The organism is Streptococcus mitis SK575 (genome assembly GCF_000257865.1).
Taxonomy (GTDB): domain Bacteria; phylum Bacillota; class Bacilli; order Lactobacillales; family Streptococcaceae; genus Streptococcus; species Streptococcus mitis_CQ.
This window is the reverse complement of the sequence record NZ_AICU01000023.1, coordinates 1-18,947: the sequence shown is the minus strand read 5'-3', so window position 1 is coordinate 18,947 and position 18,947 is coordinate 1. Positions and strand designations below refer to the sequence as shown.

At 42.4% G+C, this 18,947-nt stretch carries 19 protein-coding genes and 1 pseudogene; 4 read left to right on the top strand and 16 right to left on the bottom strand.

The window, feature by feature from the left end; all coding sequences use genetic code 11:
* From HMPREF1048_RS04800 to HMPREF1048_RS04785, 4 genes are all read right to left on the bottom strand, one after another.
* Nucleotides 1-628: Pr6Pr family membrane protein (locus HMPREF1048_RS04800; protein ID WP_000033717.1), on the bottom strand; the 628-nt coding region annotated here is incomplete at its 3' end.
* Nucleotides 629-630: 2 nt separating this feature from the next.
* Nucleotides 631-969: a zinc ribbon domain-containing protein YjdM gene (locus tag HMPREF1048_RS04795; protein ID WP_001061596.1), complete on the bottom strand. Its 339-nt coding sequence runs from the start codon at nt 967-969 to the stop codon at nt 631-633.
* Between the two features lie 130 nt (nt 970-1,099).
* Nucleotides 1,100-1,771 (bottom strand): (d)CMP kinase, encoded by a 672-nt coding sequence (cmk, locus tag HMPREF1048_RS04790; RefSeq protein WP_000849398.1) that lies wholly within the window; start codon nt 1,769-1,771, stop codon nt 1,100-1,102.
* An 8-nt stretch (nt 1,772-1,779) separates the two neighbouring features.
* Nucleotides 1,780-2,250 (bottom strand): SAG1386/EF1546 family surface-associated protein, encoded by a 471-nt coding sequence (locus tag HMPREF1048_RS04785; protein WP_001040916.1) that lies wholly within the window; start codon nt 2,248-2,250, stop codon nt 1,780-1,782.
* A gap of 45 nt (nt 2,251-2,295) precedes the next feature.
* On the opposite strand from HMPREF1048_RS04785, the gene HMPREF1048_RS12580 reads away from it, so the two are divergent.
* Complete coding sequence (locus HMPREF1048_RS12580) at nt 2,296-2,502, top strand: ferredoxin (RefSeq protein ID WP_000705155.1); 207 nt, start codon at nt 2,296-2,298, stop codon at nt 2,500-2,502.
* A 50-nt stretch (nt 2,503-2,552) separates the two neighbouring features.
* Here HMPREF1048_RS12580 and HMPREF1048_RS04780 read toward each other — a convergent pair whose 3' ends face one another.
* The 6 genes from HMPREF1048_RS04780 to HMPREF1048_RS04755 all read right to left on the bottom strand — a co-directional run bounded on the left by HMPREF1048_RS04780 (nt 2,553) and on the right by HMPREF1048_RS04755 (nt 9,660).
* Entirely contained in the window at nt 2,553-3,518 is a 966-nt protein-coding gene (locus HMPREF1048_RS04780) for a glycosyltransferase family 2 protein (protein WP_004248438.1), read from the bottom strand.
* A 1-nt stretch (nt 3,519) separates the two neighbouring features.
* Nucleotides 3,520-4,539: a UDP-glucose 4-epimerase GalE gene (galE, locus tag HMPREF1048_RS04775; RefSeq protein ID WP_001156552.1), complete on the bottom strand. Its 1,020-nt coding sequence runs from the start codon at nt 4,537-4,539 to the stop codon at nt 3,520-3,522.
* A 101-nt stretch (nt 4,540-4,640) separates the two neighbouring features.
* On the bottom strand, nt 4,641-5,744 hold the full coding sequence (locus HMPREF1048_RS04770) for an NAD(P)/FAD-dependent oxidoreductase (RefSeq protein ID WP_000754644.1): 1,104 nt from the start codon (nt 5,742-5,744) through the stop codon (nt 4,641-4,643).
* Nucleotides 5,745-5,760: 16 nt separating this feature from the next.
* Entirely contained in the window at nt 5,761-6,558 is a 798-nt protein-coding gene (locus tag HMPREF1048_RS04765) for a Nif3-like dinuclear metal center hexameric protein (RefSeq protein WP_000881128.1), read from the bottom strand.
* Entirely contained in the window at nt 6,545-7,222 is a 678-nt protein-coding gene (locus HMPREF1048_RS04760) for a tRNA (adenine(22)-N(1))-methyltransferase (RefSeq protein ID WP_000624055.1), read from the bottom strand. Before HMPREF1048_RS04760 ends, HMPREF1048_RS04765 begins: the two co-directional genes overlap by 14 nt.
* Before the next feature lie 101 nt (nt 7,223-7,323).
* The gene (locus tag HMPREF1048_RS04755; RefSeq protein ID WP_004248441.1) at nt 7,324-9,660 is read right to left on the bottom strand and encodes a cation-translocating P-type ATPase; all 2,337 of its coding nucleotides are present in this window, start codon (nt 9,658-9,660) and stop codon (nt 7,324-7,326) included.
* Between the two features lie 132 nt (nt 9,661-9,792).
* Here HMPREF1048_RS04755 and HMPREF1048_RS04750 point away from each other — a divergent pair, with 132 nt between their 5' ends.
* Nucleotides 9,793-10,542, top strand: a complete 750-nt coding sequence (locus HMPREF1048_RS04750) for a lysophospholipid acyltransferase family protein (RefSeq protein WP_000500186.1) — start codon at nt 9,793-9,795, stop codon at nt 10,540-10,542.
* Between the two features lie 43 nt (nt 10,543-10,585).
* Here HMPREF1048_RS04750 and HMPREF1048_RS04745 read toward each other — a convergent pair whose 3' ends face one another.
* The 6 genes from HMPREF1048_RS04745 to rpsO all read right to left on the bottom strand — a co-directional run bounded on the left by HMPREF1048_RS04745 (nt 10,586) and on the right by rpsO (nt 16,008).
* Entirely contained in the window at nt 10,586-11,278 is a 693-nt protein-coding gene (locus tag HMPREF1048_RS04745) for an alpha/beta hydrolase-fold protein (RefSeq protein ID WP_000175762.1), read from the bottom strand.
* Nucleotides 11,259-12,269, bottom strand: coding sequence for an ABC transporter substrate-binding protein (locus HMPREF1048_RS04740; protein WP_000753243.1), 1,011 nt, complete (start codon nt 12,267-12,269; stop codon nt 11,259-11,261). The genes HMPREF1048_RS04745 and HMPREF1048_RS04740 overlap by 20 nt, the downstream gene beginning before the upstream one ends.
* 19 nt (nt 12,270-12,288) lie before the next feature.
* Nucleotides 12,289-13,044 (bottom strand): ABC transporter ATP-binding protein, encoded by a 756-nt coding sequence (locus HMPREF1048_RS04735; protein WP_000363105.1) that lies wholly within the window; start codon nt 13,042-13,044, stop codon nt 12,289-12,291.
* A 1-nt stretch (nt 13,045) separates the two neighbouring features.
* The gene (locus HMPREF1048_RS04730; RefSeq protein ID WP_000949311.1) at nt 13,046-14,092 is read right to left on the bottom strand and encodes a FecCD family ABC transporter permease; all 1,047 of its coding nucleotides are present in this window, start codon (nt 14,090-14,092) and stop codon (nt 13,046-13,048) included.
* 229 nt (nt 14,093-14,321) lie between these two features.
* Nucleotides 14,322-14,951 carry a CadD family cadmium resistance transporter gene (locus tag HMPREF1048_RS04725; RefSeq protein WP_000531712.1) on the bottom strand — a complete coding sequence of 210 codons (630 nt, stop codon included), beginning with the start codon at nt 14,949-14,951 and terminating at the stop codon, nt 14,322-14,324.
* A gap of 787 nt (nt 14,952-15,738) precedes the next feature.
* Nucleotides 15,739-16,008 carry a 30S ribosomal protein S15 gene (gene rpsO, locus HMPREF1048_RS04720; RefSeq protein ID WP_001018251.1) on the bottom strand — a complete coding sequence of 90 codons (270 nt, stop codon included), beginning with the start codon at nt 16,006-16,008 and terminating at the stop codon, nt 15,739-15,741.
* A gap of 204 nt (nt 16,009-16,212) precedes the next feature.
* Here rpsO and HMPREF1048_RS0102130 point away from each other — a divergent pair.
* Together HMPREF1048_RS0102130 and thrS are read left to right on the top strand one after the other, a co-directional pair.
* Nucleotides 16,213-16,586, top strand: a pseudogene (locus tag HMPREF1048_RS0102130) (hypothetical protein).
* Nucleotides 16,587-16,908: 322 nt separating this feature from the next.
* Nucleotides 16,909-18,852, top strand: coding sequence for a threonine--tRNA ligase (gene thrS / locus HMPREF1048_RS04715; protein WP_000608345.1), 1,944 nt, complete (start codon nt 16,909-16,911; stop codon nt 18,850-18,852).
* Nucleotides 18,853-18,947 lie beyond the last annotated feature (95 nt).

Here is an 18,947-nt window from a genome sequence, read left to right as displayed (position 1 = left end):
AGGATGACTTTCTCTTGATTTGCTTGATAAAGTAGAAGATAAATCCTGCCACCATATAGGCAACAAAGATAATCAGACACCACTTGAACACGACATCCCAACCCTTGTTCACATTCAAAAAGAAGTACGGGAAGGGACTGACCTTAGAATTAGGAACATCAAGTTTCAATACCAAGCCATTAAAAAGAGCAAAAATCATATACAGCAAGGGTAAAATCGTCCACACAATTGGATCCCAAATCTTGTATTGACCCTGTTTGTCAAAAAAGAGGGTATCTGCTAAAAACCAGAGGGGAACGATATAGTGACAAAGGAAATTTTCTAGGGTATAGAAATTAGTCGCAATGGGCGCTAAGAGGAAATGGTAAATCACACAGGTAATCATGATACTCATGGTGACCCCACCTTTTAGACGCAAGAGGCTGGGCCTTTGCCAGTTTTCACCTAAACGGCTCATAACCTTTAGGAGATAGAGCGTAAAAATCGCTACTAACAGATTTGACAGAACCGTATAATAGAGCAACATCCCAAATCCACCATGCTTGGCGATTTCAAGATAAACTCCCGTAAAAGCCGCTAGAAACAAGAAGATACGGCTATAAAATACAAGTTTACAGTGTTTCGACATGCTTAAATTTTCTTCACAAACTCTGATTTGAGTTTCATGGCACCAAAGCCATCAATTTTACAGTCGATATTGTGGTCACCCTCTACGATGCGGATATTTTTCACGCGCGTCCCTTGTTTCAAATCTTTTGGCGCACCTTTTACTTTCAAATCCTTGATGAGGGTTACAGTATCACCATCAGCCAATTTATTTCCGTTGGCATCGATAGCAACAAGGCCCTCTTCTACATCTGCAACTTCAGCAGGATTCCACTCATAAGCACACTCTGGGCAAACCAGTAGGGCACCGTCTTCGTAGACATACTCTGAGTTACATTTTGGGCAATTTGGTAGGTTGTTCATGGTTTCTCCTTATAAACATTCACTATTCTTTGAAAATCAAAATTTCTCGAACAGCAACTATTATACCTTAAAATCAGCATTTTGACAAATATAGAAAAAAACCGATATCAATCTATCGGCTTCTCTACATTTACATTCTTTTTTCAGCTTCTGCTTTGATTTTTTCAACTACTTCTTGAATGTTCAAGCCAGTTGTATCAAGGTAGACAGCGTCCTCTGCTTGTTTGAGAGGTGAAGTCTCACGATGACTATCCTTGTAGTCACGCGCAGCAATTTCCTCTTTTAAGGTTTCAAGGTCTGTTTCAATTCCCTTGGCAATATTTTCCTTGTAACGGCGCTCTGCTCTCTCATCGACTGAAGCTACTAGGAAAATTTTCAATTCTGCTTGTGGCAATACAACAGTCCCAATATCGCGACCATCCATGACAATCCCACCTTGCTGGGCAATCTCTTGTTGGAGAGAAACTAGTTTCTCACGTACTTGAGGAATTGCTGCAATGGCTGAAACATGATTGGTCACTTCATTTTCACGAATAGGATGGGTAATATCCACATCCCCTACAAAGACAAGCTGTTCTCCAGTTTCTGAGCGTCCAAAACTGATTGGATGCTGGTCCAACAAGGCTAAAAGCTCCTCAATCTCTTCCACTCCTAACTGGTTCTTGAGAGCCATATAGGTCGCCGCACGATACATAGCACCTGTATCTAGATAGGTGTAACCAAAATCCTTGGCAATAATCTTTGCGACCGTACTCTTACCACTTGAAGCAGGGCCGTCAATAGCAATTTGAATTGTTTTCATATCAACTCCTATTTGATTTTAACAACATCACCTGGATTAGCAAACCAAGACCCTGTAGCCATATGACTAGGATTTAAGGCTTCTAACTGAGCAATCGAAATCCCAGCGCGAGCGGCAATGGCTGCTTCTCCTTCTCCAGCTAAGACTTTTGTCGTCCCTTCTGGATCTGTAGCTTCCTCCGAGTGTTCAGAAGAAGATTCTGAACTCTGTTCAGGATGGGAACTACTAGAAGATGAAATCTGTACTACATTTGCATCAGAATCATGAAAATCTTTCAAGGCTGCTGTGCGATTACTCCCACCCGATGATAGATAGATGAGAACAATAATCATTACCACCACAATTACAAAGAAAATACTGGCTAGGATCGTCAAGACACGATTGGCCACTACATCTCTACCTTGAGTTCTCTTACGACGGCCTGCTCTTGTTTCTTCTTGATTTTCATAAATATCTTCTTGCCACGGTTCTTTTGCCATACCTTACTCCTTGTTTTTTTTTACTTTTCTTATTACAATATAAATATGAAAATCACACTTATACCTGAACGATGCATCGCCTGCGGGCTTTGCCAAACTTATTCTGATTTATTTGATTACCACGATAATGGAATCGTGCGTTTTTACGATGACCCTGACCAACTGGAAAAAGAAATTTCTCCTAGTCAGGACGTCTTAGAGGCTGTTAAAAATTGCCCAACTCGCGCCCTGATTGGAAACCAGGAAGCCTAAATCAATGGCGATAATCCACTCCCTCTAGTTTAGCACATTTCCATGTAAAATTATAGTCTTTTCACTTTATTTTTTTCTGTAAAATAAGGAAGGTCGCTTTTTTCTTTAATCAGATAAAGTGGTCTTTTTTTAGTCTCTAGATAAATCTTACTGATGTACTTGCCGAGAATCCCAATGGTCAAGAGTTGGATTCCCCCAAGAAAGAGAATAACAGCCATCAGAGAGGTCCAACCTGATGTTGGATTGCCCAAAATGAGGGTCCGAACCACGACAAAAAAGGTCATTAGTAGAGAAACAAAGCAAGATAAGAGACCAGCCACAAATGCGATAATCAAGGGAAAATCTGAAAAATTAACAATCCCTTCAATGGAGTAAAAAAAGAGTTTCCTAAAACTCCAACTGGTCTTACCAGCCTGCCTTTCAACATTTGGATAGTCCAAATAGTAGGTTTTGAAACCCACCCAGGCAAAAAGTCCCTTAGAAAAACGATTGGACTCGGTCAAGCTTAAAATAGCATCGACTACAGACCGCCTCATCATGCGAAAATCACGGACACCTGAGGGCAAGGCTACTGGGCTAATTTTTTGCATAAGGCGGTAAAAGAGATTAGCACAGAAACTACGAAAGAAGGGTTCTCCCTCACGACTGGTTCTCCGTGTTCCTACGCAGTCCAAATCTGCATTATGGTCTAGTAAGTTTTTCATCTCAAGCAACATACTAGGAGGATCCTGGAGGTCTGCATCCATTACCACCACCAGATCTCCTGTCGCATATTGTAAGCCTGCATACAGAGCAGCTTCTTTGCCAAAATTTCGCGAGAAAGAAATATAATGAACTGCCGGATTTTGCTCCCGATAGGACTTTAAGAGTTCCAAAGTCCCATCGCTCGATCCATCGTCGACAAAGACATACTCGATTTCTGTTTCCAAATCTGGAAGTAAAGCTTCCAAAGCCTGATAAAAAAGAGGAAGTACTTCCTCTTCGTTTAAACAGGGGACAATGATTGACATCACCATCTTAGTCTTCAAATCCATTTGGATGCTTGCTTTGCCAACGCCATGCGTCTTCGCACATTTGGGTGATGCCGAGTTCTGCTTCCCAGCCGAGTTCTGCTTTGGCTTTTGCAGGATCTGAATAGCAGGCTGCGATGTCACCTGGGCGACGGTCTACGATGCGGTAAGGAATTGGACGTCCCACTGCTTTTTCCATATTTTGGATAATTTCAAGAACAGAATAGCCTTTCCCTGTTCCAAGGTTATAAACGTTTAGGCCTGAACCTTTTTGGATTTTTTTCAGAGCTGCAACGTGACCTTTAGCCAAATCGACAACGTGGATATAGTCACGAACACCAGTTCCGTCTTCGGTATCGTAATCATCTCCAAACACTTGCACTTGCTCTAGTTTTCCAACGGCTACTTGAGTCACATATGGCAAGAGGTTGTTTGGAATACCGTTTGGATTTTCTCCCAAATCACCACTCTCATGGGCTCCGATTGGGTTAAAGTAACGAAGCAAGACAACATTCCACTCTGAGTCTGCCTTATAGATATCCGTCAAAATTTCCTCAAGCATAAGCTTAGTGCGGCCATATGGGTTGGTCACTGAAAGTGGGAAATCTTCCAAGATGGGCACTGTGTGCGGATCCCCGTAAACTGTCGCAGAAGAACTGAAAATGATGTTTTTACAGTTGTTTTCTTCCATAGCTTTTAGAAGACTGACAGTTCCTGCGATATTGTTATCATAATAGGCAAGAGGGATACGGGTAGATTCACCGACAGCCTTCAAACCAGCAAAGTGAATGACCCCTGTTGGTTCTTCTTGCTTGAAAATGTCACGAAGAGTATCTGTATCACGGATATCTGCCTCATAGAACGGCACTTCAACTCCTGTGATTCTTTCAACAACTTCTAAACTTTTTCTGTTACTATTAACAAGGTTATCCACCACAACAACCTGATGACCTGCTTGGATTAACTCAATAACTGTGTGGGTTCCGATAAAACCTGCTCCACCCGTTACCAAAATCTTTTCTTGCATCTTCTTTCCTCGATTCTCGGATTATTTTTTCTTATTTTACCATTTTTGATAGGGAATGTCATTTGCCATCCTAGAGGGTAGGATAAAATTTCAGTAAAATCTTATTCGCTTTTTAGTCGTTTGACATAGTTTTCAATTGGGTAGTTTGCTGGGTCTAAGGTCATTTCCCTGCTTTGTACCAGTTGTGCTAGGTGGTAACCAATGATAGGACCCGTTGTGAGGCCTGATGAACCTAGTCCACTGGCTGCATAGACACCTGCCAATTCTGGCACCTGCCCAAAGAAAGGAGAGAAATCGCTGGTGTAGGCACGGATTCCCACACGCTCACCAGCTCTGGTAGCTTCTACTAAACTAGGATAGCAAGGCAGGGCTGCCTCCTCCATTTGCTGGAGTAAGGTTTCATCTACCGTCAAATCAAATCCCATGTCATTTTCATGAGTAGCGCCTAAGGACAATTTCCCACCTGCAAAAGGAATCAAATCCCACTCCCCTTCGGGCATAACAACAGGGTAAGCTTCCATGTCTTGGGCAAGTTGATAATCTCGGAGTTGCCCCTTTTGGGGACGAACATCTACTTCATAACCTAAAGGCTCTAACAGGTGTCCCAACCAAGCTCCCGTCGCCAAAATAACCTGATCAAACACCTCTTTGTCAATCTGGTAACCTGATGCTAAAGGTGTCAGAGTCACTTTTTCTTTGACCAGCTTGACCTGACTGGCTTCCAGCAAACGAGTCACTAAAAGTTGGCCATCTACTCTCGCTCCACCAGAAGAGTAGAGCAGGCGATCAAATCCCTGCAAGCCAGGGAATAATTCATTAGCTGATGCTTGGTCCAGAATGGCTAATTGCCCTATCAAGGGAGACTCTTCCCTGCGCTGGAGGGCTAGTTGATAGAGTTCTTCCAACTTGGATTCATTCTTTTTCAAGAGAAAGACTCCCGAACGCTGGTAAAAGTCGATTTCTTGTCCTGACTTCTCTAAATCAGCTAATAAATCCACATAAAAATCAGCCCCCAAGCGCGCCATTTTGTACCAGGCTTTATTGCGTCGTTTGGAAAACCAGGGGCTGATAATTCCTGCTGCAGCCTTGGTAGCCTGACCTTGTCCATGGTCAAAGACGGTTACTTCTAGCTCACTTTCTTTCGAGAGGTAGTAGGCAGCTGTTGCTCCCACAATTCCTGCTCCAATAATGGCAACTTTTTTCATTGTTTTCACTTTCTAACTAGATATGGTGGAAAGGATTGGTCGATGCTTGACTAGGTACAATATCGATATCCCAGTCTTTTTCCTCTTTCCATTGACTAAGGAGTGCTACGATTTTTTCCACAAACAGCACTTCAATATAGTGTCCTGGATCCAGTGCTAGCAAGCCATCAGACAACATATCCTGGGCAGTATGGTAGTAGATGTCACCAGTGATATAGACATCAGCTCCCTTAGCTAAAGCATCCTTATAGAAAGACTGCCCGCTTCCACCACAGATGGCCACTCTTGAAATAGGTTTCTGCAAATCAGTCTCTTGATAATGTACCAATCGAAGACTATCTAAACCAAAGACTTGCTTGACATGTTGGGCCAATTCCCCAAAGGTCTGAGTCTGAATATTCCCAATACGTCCAATCCCACGTCCAGGACCTGTCTCCTGTAGATAAGTCGTCTCCTCAATTCCCAACATCTGACAGAACCAATCATTAAGGCCATTTTCAACGATGTCAATATTGGTATGGCTGACATAAACTGCAATATCATGCTTGATGAGGTCGATGTAAATCTGATTTTGTGGACGGCTGGCTACCAAGTCCTTGATGGGACGGAAAATCGGCGCGTGCTTGACGATAATCAAATCCACACCCTTTTCGATGGCTTCAGCCACCGTCTCTTCACGAATATCCAGAGCCACCATGACCCTTTGAATATCCTTGTCCAAAGTACCGATTTGCAGGCCACGACTGTCTCCCTCCATGGAAAATTCCTGAGGACAAAAAGCTTCATACGCTTTGATTACTTCACTTGCTAGCATGGAGAACCTCCTTGATGGCTTGAATTTTATCTGCCAGAACTTGACGTTCCTCTATATTTTTTTCTGGGATTTGTCCGAGGGCGAACTCTAGCTTCTCAGCTTCTTTTTGCCACTTTTGGATAAATACTGGACTGACTTTTTTGGACAAGAAAGGTCCAAAGCGAACATCACTGGCTGATAACTTCATTTGTCCTGCTTCCACCACCAAAATCTCATAGAATTTCCCAGCTTCCTCTAGGATGCTTTCTGCTACAATCTGAAAACCGTGTTCTTGCAACCAGATGCGCAAGTCGTCTTCACGATTATTGGGCTGGAGGATCAGACGCTCTACATTAGCTAACTTGTCCAAGCCTTCTTCTAAAATCTTAGCAATCAAACGACCACCCATACCTGCAATGGTGATGACCGACACTTGGTCTGCCTCTTCAAAAGCTGCTAATCCATTGGCTAAACGGACTTGGATTTTCTCCTTTAGGCCGTGAGCCTCAACATTTTTGACTGCAGACTGGTAGGGGCCTTCCACCACCTCTCCTGCAATGGCGCGCTCAATTTGCCCTCTTTCGACCAAGTCGATAGGCAGATAAGCATGGTCACTCCCCACATCTAGTAAAATGGCCCCTTGTGGCACAAAGGACGCCACTAATTCTAATCTCTTTGAAATCATCTTCTCTCACTTTCCAAAACTCTATTACCTCTTATTATACCACATTTCAGCTAGCAATCTTGCACCTAAAAAAACCGCAATCCACAGATTGCAGCCTTTCTTTATTTTCTGGCTTGATAGCGACTAGTCAGGATGAAAATCACGGTAAAGACCAACATCATGACACCATAGACAGGCAATGTTTGTCCTGTTAATGTCGAAATTTCAAGCAGTTTTTGGATTCTTGGGAAGAGAGCTGTGGCTAGGAAGCCTCCTACTGACCAAACAATCAAGAGGACACGCCAGAGGGTAAATGGCATGCAAGCTCTAAATACGGATAAGAAACCAATTGACCCCAAGAGATAATAGAGTAAAGTTGAGATATCTAACTCAGACCAACCTTGACTACTTCCAAATATTTTCACGAAAAGAACGCTAAAGACGACCATGAGAGCGCTTGGTAGGGCACGAAGCATGGATTTTCTGAGGAAATTTGGCTCAACAGGTTTGATATTTCGCTCAAAAGTTAGAACGAATGGTGGGAAACCTTCCACGAACTGGTCGATCATGGTAATTTGAATCGGAATGAAAGGGAAAATTAAAATCCACTCAGACCGTCCTAGGAGGGCACTGGCAATACAGATGACTGCTAGCAAGAAGGAATAGATGGTCTTTATCAAGAAAATCGGAGCGATGTGGGCAATGTTATTGACCACACGACGACCTTCAAAGAGAATCTCAGGAACATCATTAAAGTCTGAGTTCAAGAGAACCAGATTGGCAATCTGACGAGTCGCAGGATCTCCCTCTGCCATTACGATAGAACAATCCGCCTCACGAAGGGCCAGGATATCATTAACTCCATCCCCTGTCATAGCCGTTGTATGACCCGCTTTTTTCAGCGTTTGGATGATGAGTTTCTTTTGATGAGGGGAAACACGTCCGAAAATCGCAGTCTCCTCCGCCATAGCAACCAATTCCTCATCCGTAATTTTCGAGCAATCTACATAGCTGTCATAGTCCGCAAAACCAGCCTTCTGGGCAATACTGGACACCGTAACTGGATTGTCACCAGAGATAATCTTGAGGCCCACTTCCTGAGAACGGAGATAGTCCAGCGTCTCAGCTGCTCCTTCTCGAATAGGGTCCAAGATTTCCAGCAAGGCTAGAGCCTGAATATCAGATGGTTTTTGTGGTTTGTGATGGTCTAATTTCTCCTGACTGAGAGCTAAGACCAAGACACGTGAACCTCTCTCCAAGGCCTCTCTGGCTTCAGGGACTTCTGAGTCCAGCAACATCTCAGGCGCCCCTAAGAAAACTGTCCCCAAATCTTCCAATTCCATAGCTCCCCACTTGCGGTCGCTGGAGAAGGGAAGATTCGAAATCATAGGATAGACTACCTGACCTTGGTAACGCTGGCGAATAGCTTGGGCAGTTGGATTCTTATCCTCACTATGGGCCATATAGCTTGTCAGGATGCTGGCAATAGCCTCTTCACCGTAAGTTTCCGTCAGTGGAAGAACAGCCTCCACCTGCATCTTTCCTTGGGTGATGGTGCCCGTCTTGTCCAGACAGAGCATATCCACGCGCGCCAAGGTCTCAACAGAGTACATCTCCTGCACCAAAACCTTTTTCAAACCTAGCTTGATAACTGCAGTCAAGAGCGAAGTAATGGTCAAAAGGGCAATTCCCTTAGGCAACATTCCCAAAAGAGCTGTCGATGAATTTACAACGGACGACTTGAGAGGCAGGCCTTTTAAAAGCAAGGCTTCTAGCAAGAGAGCTAGACCAAAAGGAATGATAATCTTCCCAGTAAAACCAGCTAGCTTGTCCAGCGATTTCATGATACGGGAGTTGATCGGTTTAACGGTCTTGGCTTCCAGCATGAGTTTGGCAGCATAGTTGTCTGCACCGACATGGTGAACTTGAGCTAAAACTGACCCACTGGCTAGGAAACTTCCTGATAAAAGTAAGGCGTCAACTTCCTTTTGCACCAAATCACTTTCTCCCGTTAACATGGCTTCATTGACTTCCGCAAAGCCTTCCAAAACCAAGGCATCACTGGGAATCTGCTCTCCTGCAGACAGACGAATGATATCTCCTAGCACCAATTCTTCCGGATTCAGAGCAACTTCCTGACCATCACGAATAGTCTTGACCTTTTCCTTGGTCATGAGATTGAGCTTGTCCACCATGCGTTTGGCTCGTAGCTCGGTCACAATCCCAGAAAAAGCGTTAAAGCAGATAACAGCAAAGAAGACCAGATTGCTCCAAGCCTGCACAAAGGCAAGGGCCAAAGCAATGGCAAAGTTCAAAGCGTTAAAAAGGGTAAAGACATTTCGTTTAACGATTTGCCAAGTGCTAGTACTGGCCGAAGCAGTAAAATCATTTACCAAGCCCTTAGCCTGTCTTTCCTTGACTTCTCTTTGGGTTAATCCCATAATCTTATTTTTATCCATAAGTTCTATCATATCATTTTTTCTAAAAGAATTCTAATCTCATCCCAAATCTGCACCTAGTCAAGGGAAAAGTTTGCCAGCCCTTCTTTGATAAGGTATAATAATAACAAGAAAATAATCGAAGGAGATCGCATGTTTTATACTTATTTACGTGGATTGGTTGTCTTGCTCCTCTGGTCCATCAATGGCAATGCCCACTATCATAATACTGATAAAATTCCTAATCAAGATGAAAATTATATTCTGGTTGCACCTCACCGCACCTGGTGGGATCCTGTTTACATGGCCTTTGCGACCAAGCCAAAACAGTTTATCTTTATGGCCAAAAAAGAGCTCTTTGCCAACCGCATCTTTGGTTGGTGGATTCGTATGTGTGGTGCCTTTCCTATTGACCGTGAAAATCCTAGCGCCTCAGCCATCAAATATCCTATCAATGTTCTCAAAAAAAGTGATCGCTCTCTCATCATGTTTCCAAGTGGGAGCCGTCACTCAAATGATGTCAAAGGTGGCGTAGCCCTGATTGCCAAGATGGCCAAGGTTCGTATCATGCCTGTTACCTATACAGGTCCTATGACCTTGAAAGGCTTGGTTAGCCGTGAGCGTGTCGATATGAACTTTGGAAATCCAATAGATATCTCAGATATCAAGAAAATGAATGATGAAGGCATTGAAACAGTCGCCAATCGTATCCAAACAGAATTCCAACGTCTAGACGAAGAAACCAAACAATGGCATAATGATAAAAAACCAAACCCACTCTGGTGGTTTATCCGTATCCCTGCCCTCATCCTTGCCATTATCCTCGCTATCCTAACCATCATCTTTAGCTTTATCGCAAGCTTCGTATGGAATCCAGATAAGAAAAGAGAAAAACTTGCTTAAATAAATACAACAATCCCTTGGAAAAAGCCAAGGGATAAATCTTTTATTCGATTTTCCATTTTTGGGCCAACCAGCTGGAAAAGGCTAAAAATCGTTCAGCTACTTGTTCATGGTGTCCATAAGGATCAAAGACAAACTGGCCGTTCGGATAGCATTTCTGAAGACTGGTATGAATCTGCTCAGCATAGGTTGGTGCTTGAGCCAAGCGATTGCTATGATTGACTCCTTCTGTTTGACCGTTCTGTAAATACAGCAAACAATCTAGATTTTTCACTGTCTCTGCCTTGCAGTAAGTCACAAAATCAGGATACCAAAAAGAACCGCAAATAGAGAAAACAGAAGAAACCTTGTCAAAGCTGAAAAGACTGTAAACCGCCGCCAAGCCACCTAGTGAATAACCTCCGTAGGCAAGGCGTGCTTCATCCAGTCGATAAAGCGACTGCAACTTGTCCAAAAGACCTCCAAATAAACAATCATGATAGACGTTGGCCTGACCTCCAAAATCTGGAGCTCCCTCTCTCAGGGCAGATGCCTTCCAGGGAGTGTAGTCGTCTAAGCGATTTTTAGAGGTCAAGCCCACTAAAATCACAGATTCGGAAAGGGACGATAAGAAGTCCAAGTTTCCATCATTCAATAAAATAGCCGGATAGGTTTGATTGGGGTCGTAGTTAGAAGGAAGGCTGATTTTGACTTGAATTCCTTCCCAATCAAACTCATTATTTATTGATAAAGTCATTGATTTTCTCAAGGGAATCAATCACTGCTGGACCATAGTCCATCAATTCATCGTAAGAGATGGTCATGATTTTTTGATTCTTAATAGCAGGAACACTTTCCAAAACAGCATTTGCCTTCATCAACTCTACTGCTTTTTCATCCAATTTTTTATTGCGGTCGCTAGTTACATAGATAATCAATTCAGGATCCATTGACACAAGATTTTCCAAGGTCAAGCCTGATGTCCCCGTGGCAACGTTTGTATAACCAAGTTGGTTCAGCAAACTTTCTTGCAAAGCAGACTTGTAGGCACCGAAGGTTTGATCATTATATGCAACCATAATCAAAGCCTTTTTCTTTTCACCTTGGCTTACTGGATTTGCTTTCTTAACAGCGTCAATTTTAGTTTGTAATTGAGCTGCGTATTCATTAGCCTTATCCTGAACATTAAAAATCATTCCAAGATTTTTAACATCTTCTACGATATTCCCCAAATCTTGCTGAATCGTTGAGAGAGAAGCTTTTTGCGTATAAACTGGGATTTTGTTTTCATTCCAAGTGCTAACTGTCCCCAAGGATTTTTCAGAAAACATCATGTTTCGACCCATCACAGCGTCTGGCTCATAAGAAAGGACTGTCTCTTGTGAGACTGTTTTTTTATCCCCAATTTGAGGAATAGTCGCAATCGCGTCCTTGTATTTGTCCGTCACAGCATTGTCAGGGTTGAGCATGCCAACAATTTTATCCTTCAACCCCAACTCCAATAAGATTTCAGTGGTTGAAAGATTGTTTATGATAACTTTTTCAGGTGCCTTGTCAAAAACTTGTTCGACTTCATTCCCTTTCGCGTCATAGGTTTTAACCGTTAACGGATAAGTCGTCTCTGCGTTAGCCTTTTGACTTGTCTCTGCGCTAGACTGCGTGGTAGCTTTTTCTGTAGTAGTATTACCACAAGCTGCCAAAGTTAAGGTAGCTACTGTTACCAGTAAAATGCTTAGTGTTTTTTTCATCTTATTTTCCTTTTCATTTTTATAAATAGTGAATCATGGCTTGCTGATCCTTGGTCCAAGTAACCTGACTTTGAACTCCGTATACAGTTTGCAATGACTCAGGGGTGATGGTCTCCTTTGGAGTCCCTTGGTAAAGGATTTCTCCCTCTTTCATCAAATAGAGATAATCCGAATAGCGACAAGCAAGTTGAATATCATGTAGGACAGCTAGAACATTGACCTTGAGATTCTTCACAATGGCCAACAAGTCTAGCTGATACCTGATATCCAGATGATTGGTTGGTTCGTCCAGGAGCAAGAGAGTCGGTTCTTGCGCCAAGGCGCGGGCTAGTAAGACTCGCTGTTTCTCTCCCCCTGACAGAGACGAATAGAGACGAGTTTTCTTCTCGAGCATATCCACCTTAACGAGGGCATCTTGAACGAGCGCATAATCCCTTTCCCTTTCCTTCTGTAAAAAAGAGAGGTGGGGAGTTCTTCCCAGCAAGACGATTTCCTCAACTGTACAATCAAACTGCAGCTGGTTAAACTGGGTCACAACTGCCATTTGCTTGGCTGTTTCTTTGAGTGACCAATGCTCCAGTGGCTTTCCATCTAGACTTATCAAGCCTTTGTCCGCCTTTTCCTGACGATAAAGGAGTTTAAGTAGACTGGTTTTTCCACTTCCATTTGGTCCTAATATCGTGTGAAATTGATGCCCTTCAACCTTAAGAGAGACTCCTTTGAGGATTTTTTTCTCTCCTAGTCCAAAATGGATATCCTTACAAATCAAGTCCATGTCAGACCCTCACCTCCCTTCGCCTACCTCCAACAATGTAGATAAAGAAGGGAGCACCTACTAAGGCTGTGAAAATACCAATAGGAAGCTCTGCGTTTGGAATGGTGATACGAGAGAGTACATCTGCCCAGATGACAAAGAGGGCACCAAGTATGGTCGCAACAGGAAAAAGCCTCTTGTAATTCGTTCCTACTAATCCTCGAGCTAAATGTGGAGTAATCAGACCAACAAATCCAATAATCCCACAGGTTGCCACTAATACTGCTGTCAACACAGCTACCATTGTCACATAAAGATACCAATAAAAGCGTAAGGGAATCCCCAAAGTTAAAGCAGCCTCATCTCCCATCATCATCGCATTAAAAACACGATACTGAGTAGCGAAAAATAGAAAGGCCAATCCTACTACTATAGTTGGCAGGACCAAGTCTGCCCAGGAAGTCCCAGCGAGCGAACCCATGGTCCAAAACTTAATGGTCATCACACTATCCGCATTAGCGCCAACTGAGATAATAAAGTTTGAAAAAGCCAGAAAGAGAGCATTGACCACCGTTCCCGATAAGATTAGACTAGAAGTCGTCATCCTTCCCTGCATAGAGGCAATGATGAGGACAGCAATTGTTGCCAAAATAGCTCCAAGGAAAGCTCCAAGACTAATCATCACTTTTAAACCAAAAATGATGCTCAAGGTTGCCCCTAGAGTTGCACCCGCAGATATCCCTAAGACATAAGGCTCTGCGATGGGATTGTTCACTGTAGACTGCATCACGCTACCACACATAGAAAGACCAGCCCCCACTATCAGACCTAACAATACTCGGGGGAATCTCATGTTCCATACAATGGCAAGAGTGGACTTGGAAACCTCTCCTATCTCAAGAGGAAATCCTAACCTGCTCAAAATAATCCGATAGGTATCTCCTAGATCAATCGCAACAGATCCCATTGAAACTGCTAGAAAGAGAGAAATCCCTAAAATACCTAGCAAAATAACTAAAAGTAACACAAATTGCTGGTCTTGTCGGCTTCCAGAAAATTTGGAAAGCATGCAAACCTCCTTTAATAGAATCTTAAAAATTTAGAAAATTCTCATGAAAAGTATACCATATTTTCAACAATGGAACAAGATGAGAAAAATAAATATAGTTGGTCTTACAGTGCTAGGAACCGTAACCAAAGATTATACTTGAGTATATCGAGGTAAAGTGACAACATAAAAAGCCCTCTAAAATTAGAGAGCTGATTTGAGATTGGGATAAAATCCTAGTGAAAAAAATCTACACGGTCAGAAAAGTCTCTATCGTGCCATTTTCATACATGATGTATAGTCCAAGTAGAATGAATACTAAGGGCACAATGATTCGCTCGTATTTTTCAATTGTCTCGAATATTAAGGGAATAGAGGATAACACCCGACTAATCTCGCATAAGATAATTATGCCGATTACAAACACAAGCAAGGCCACGAGGGTCTGTGACCAATCTAATGAAGCAAAATAAGGTATATAGATACCTAAATTATCTCCGCCAGACGCAATTGTCAGCAATGTAACTGTCCAAAACAGTTGATTTGCCTTGCTTTGTTCTAATCTTTCAATAATTTCTTCCTCTTCTTCCTCTTCTTCCTCTTCTTCCTCACCTTCTCCAACAATTGCAAAGCGAATCCCTAAATAGATAGGGATTAAACCAAGCAATCCAACCATCCATTCTTCAGGCACGAAATTAACGACATAAGCAGCAACTAAACTCGCCCCTACAAGTAAGCCTGTGCCTAGATATTGCCCCGCATAAATATGCCATTTTTGTTTATTCTGTGATAGCTGTGCAAATAAAATAAATAAAATAATTAAATAATCGATACTGGTGGAAATATAAACACCAATAGCAGATATGATTGTCTGTCCCATAAAAAACCTCCTGTATTGGTCAGTAATAAATCAGCAGATTTTAGGAGAGCACAGACACATTAATTTAGCTATCGCTAGTGGGTAATTTCGAACATAGGAAAGCATTTTACTCCTCCTCAAAACGTAGTTACAAAGTAATTTCTAACTGGAATTCAGTGACTACTTCCATGTAGAGTATAACATACTATACTTTACTTCGTAAAGTGTGGGCTCTCCGAAGGGGCTTGCAGACAGCTACTCGGCTTTTCAAGCCGAGTAGCTACGCACCTTTATGGTGTAATTAGCTGATACCATTTGAGTTTTTTGTAGTCTCCAAAATTATGACCGATAAAACTCAATAAAAAAGCCCTCTGAAAATCAGAGAGCTGATTTGAGCCTGGGCTAAAATCCTAGTGAAAAAGATGAAACTCCTTGTGTTCATCGAACACGGTATCCTTTCCCTATTTTCATACGGATTTCTCACGCCCTTAGCATCATGATTCTTGCTGGATAAACCGTTTATAGACTAGGAGACGAGGCGAAGATTGTACAAAAACTTTAGTGAAACAAAAATATCTCACAGAAGGGAGAAAATCTAGTTTATTTTACCTTGCAGTACTAGGAACCGTAACCTAAGATTATACTTGAGCATACCAAGGTAAGGTGACAACGTAAAAAGCCCTCTGAAAATCAGAGAGCTCCAGTCTTGCTGGATAAACCGTTTATAGACTAGGCGACGAGGCGAAGATTGTACTAATGGTACATCGAGCCGAAGCCAACGAAGTATAGAAACGGTTTAGACGCAAGATTAGCGACGAAGTCCTAGAGAGTTAATCAACTCACGGTAACGGTTAACGTCGTTTTTACGCAAGTATGCAAGCAAGTTACGACGGCGACCGATTTTCTTCATCAATCCACGGTAAGTAGCGTGGTCTTTTTTGTGTTGTTTGATGTGTTCGTTAAGGTGGTTGATTTCCCAAGTAAGGACAGCAACTTGAACCTCTACTGAACCTGTATCACCTTCGTGACGTGCATATTGTGCAATGATTTCATTTTTTTTCTCTTTTGAGATTGCCATGATGTTTCTCCTTTTTATTTGGCTTCATCCGAGTGACAGGTTGGCATGCCTGTAACCAAGAAGAAGTTATTTGTCTTTACGACAATCCCTATTCTACCAATAACTAACTTCTTTGTCAACAGATTTACTTTCTTGTTTTAAACATGCTATAATAATCATAGCAAGAAATCTAAGTTGTCTGTTTTTTAAAACGAGGTGATTATCATGCCTAGATTTTATTCCCATCTCCCCTACTATCTGGTCATATTTTTCTTTTATTGGCCGCTTTATGAGTTGTTATCACTAATCATTTCTGACCCCCTTTTTCTCAAGAGTCTCTACGTAAATAATATTCTCTTCTTTACACCTCTGGTAATCTTGATTGTATCGCTACTTTATAGCTACCGTTTCCGTTTCTCACTTTGGTGGTTAATTGGTAACGGACTGCTCTTTTGCTTTACTATCATAACCTTTGGTGAGTTTATACTAATTTACTTGCTAATCTATGAAACCTTGGCTCTGGTGGGCATGGCTTCCGGTATTGGCATCAAGCATATTCTACAAAAATGAAAAACAAAAAACTTTCACAAAATCCTTGAAAAATCTCACAATCATGCTATAATAATCCATAGAGACAAGTCACTTAGTCCCTTTCTACTAGAGAGTGCGTGGTTGCTGGAAACGCATAGAAAGACTATAGTGATACTACTCTACTGACTTTTATGCAAACATAAAACGGTGGCCACGTTAGAGCCAATCAGAGGTGTCCCTCTTTTTTGAGGAACATAAATGAAGGTGGAACCACGTTGCGACGTCCTTTCGAGGATGTCGCTTTTTGTTTTTCTAGCTTTCACAGTCCTCTGTCCCTGTTTTCAGAATAGGGTTAACACATTCGTCAATAATATAAGTAAGGAGAACATCATGATTAACATTACTTTCCCAGATGGCGCTGTTCGTGAATTCGAATCTGGCGTTACAACTTTTGAAATTGCCCAATCTATCAGCAATTCCCTAGCTAAAAAAGCCTTGGCTGGTAAATTCAACGGCAAACTCATCGACACGACTCGTGCTATCACTGAAGATGGAAGCATCGAAATCGTGACCCCTGATCACGAAGATGCCCTTCCAATCTTGCGTCACTCAGCTGCTCACTTGTTCGCCCAAGCAGCTCGTCGTCTTTTCCCAGACATTCACTTGGGAGTTGGTCCAGCCATCGAAGATGGTTTCTACTACGATACTGACAATACAGCTGGTCAAATCTCTAACGAAGACCTTCCTCGTATCGAAGAAGAAATGCAAAAAATTGTCAAAGAAAACTTCCCATCAATCCGTGAAGAAGTTACTAAAGACGAGGCACGTGAAATCTTCAAAAATGACCCTTACAAGTTGGAATTGATTGAAGAACACTCAGAAGACGAAGGTGGTTTGACCATCTACCGTCAGGGTGAATATGTAGACCTTTGCCGTGGTCCTCACGTCCCATCAACAGGCCGTATCCAAATCTTCCACCTTCTCCATGTAGCAGGTGCTTACTGGCGTGGAAATAGTGATAACGCTATGATGCAACGTATCTATGGTACAGCTTGGTTTGACAAGAAAGACTTGAAAAACTACCTCCAAATGCGTGAAGAAGCTAAGGAACGTGACCACCGTAAACTTGGTAAAGAGCTTGACCTCTTCATGATTTCTCAAGAGGTTGGTCAAGGACTTCCATTCTGGTTGCCAAATGGTGCGACTATTCGTCGTGAGTTGGAACGCTACATCGTAGACAAAGAGTTAGCTTCTGGCTACCAACACGTATACACTCCACCACTTGCTTCTGTTGAACTTTACAAGACTTCTGGTCACTGGGATCATTACCAAGAAGACATGTTCCCAACTATGGACATGGGTGACGGGGAAGAATTTGTCCTTCGTCCAATGAACTGTCCGCACCACATTCAAGTCTTCAAACACCATGTTCACTCTTACCGTGAGTTGCCAATCCGTATCGCCGAAATCGGTATGATGCACCGTTATGAAAAATCTGGTGCGCTGACTGGTCTTCAACGTGTGCGTGAAATGTCACTCAACGACGGTCACCTCTTTGTGACTCCAGAACAAATCCAAGAAGAATTCCAACGTGCCCTTCAGTTGATTATCGATGTTTATGAAGACTTCAACTTAACTGAATACCGCTTCCGCCTCTCTCTTCGTGACCCACAAGATACTCATAAGTACTTTGATAACGATGAGATGTGGGAAAATGCCCAAACCATGCTTCGTGCAGCTCTTGATGAAATGGGTGTGGACTACTTTGAAGCCGAAGGTGAAGCAGCCTTCTACGGACCAAAATTGGATATTCAAGTTAAGACAGCTCTTGGAAAAGAAGAAACTCTTTCTACTATCCAGCTTGACTTCTTGCTTCCAGAACGCTTCGACCTTAAATACATCGGAGCTGATGGCGAAGAGCACCGTCCAGTTATGATCCACCGTGGAGTTATCTCAACTATGGAACGCTTCACAGCTATCTTGATTGAGAACTACAAGGGTGCCTTCCCAACATGGCTTGCACCACACCAAGTAACCCTCATCCCAGTATCTAACGAAAAACACGTGGACTACGCATGGGAAGTAGCTAAAAAACTCCGTGACCGTGGTGTTCGTGCAGACGTAGATGAACGTAATGAAAAAATGCAGTTCAAGATCCGTGCTTCACAAACCAGCAAGATTCCTTACCAATTGATTGTTGGAGACAAGGAAATGGAAGACGGAACTGTTAACGTTCGTCGCTATGGCCAAAAAGAAACACAAACTGTCTCAGTTGATGACTTTGTTCAAGCTATCCTAGCTGATATCGCCAACAAATCACGCGTTGAGAAATAAAACAATCACAGTCTGAGAAACATTTTTCAGAGCCAGAAAAAGCAACAACTGAAACAGCTGTTGCTTTTTATATTTTTACTCAATGAAAATCAAAA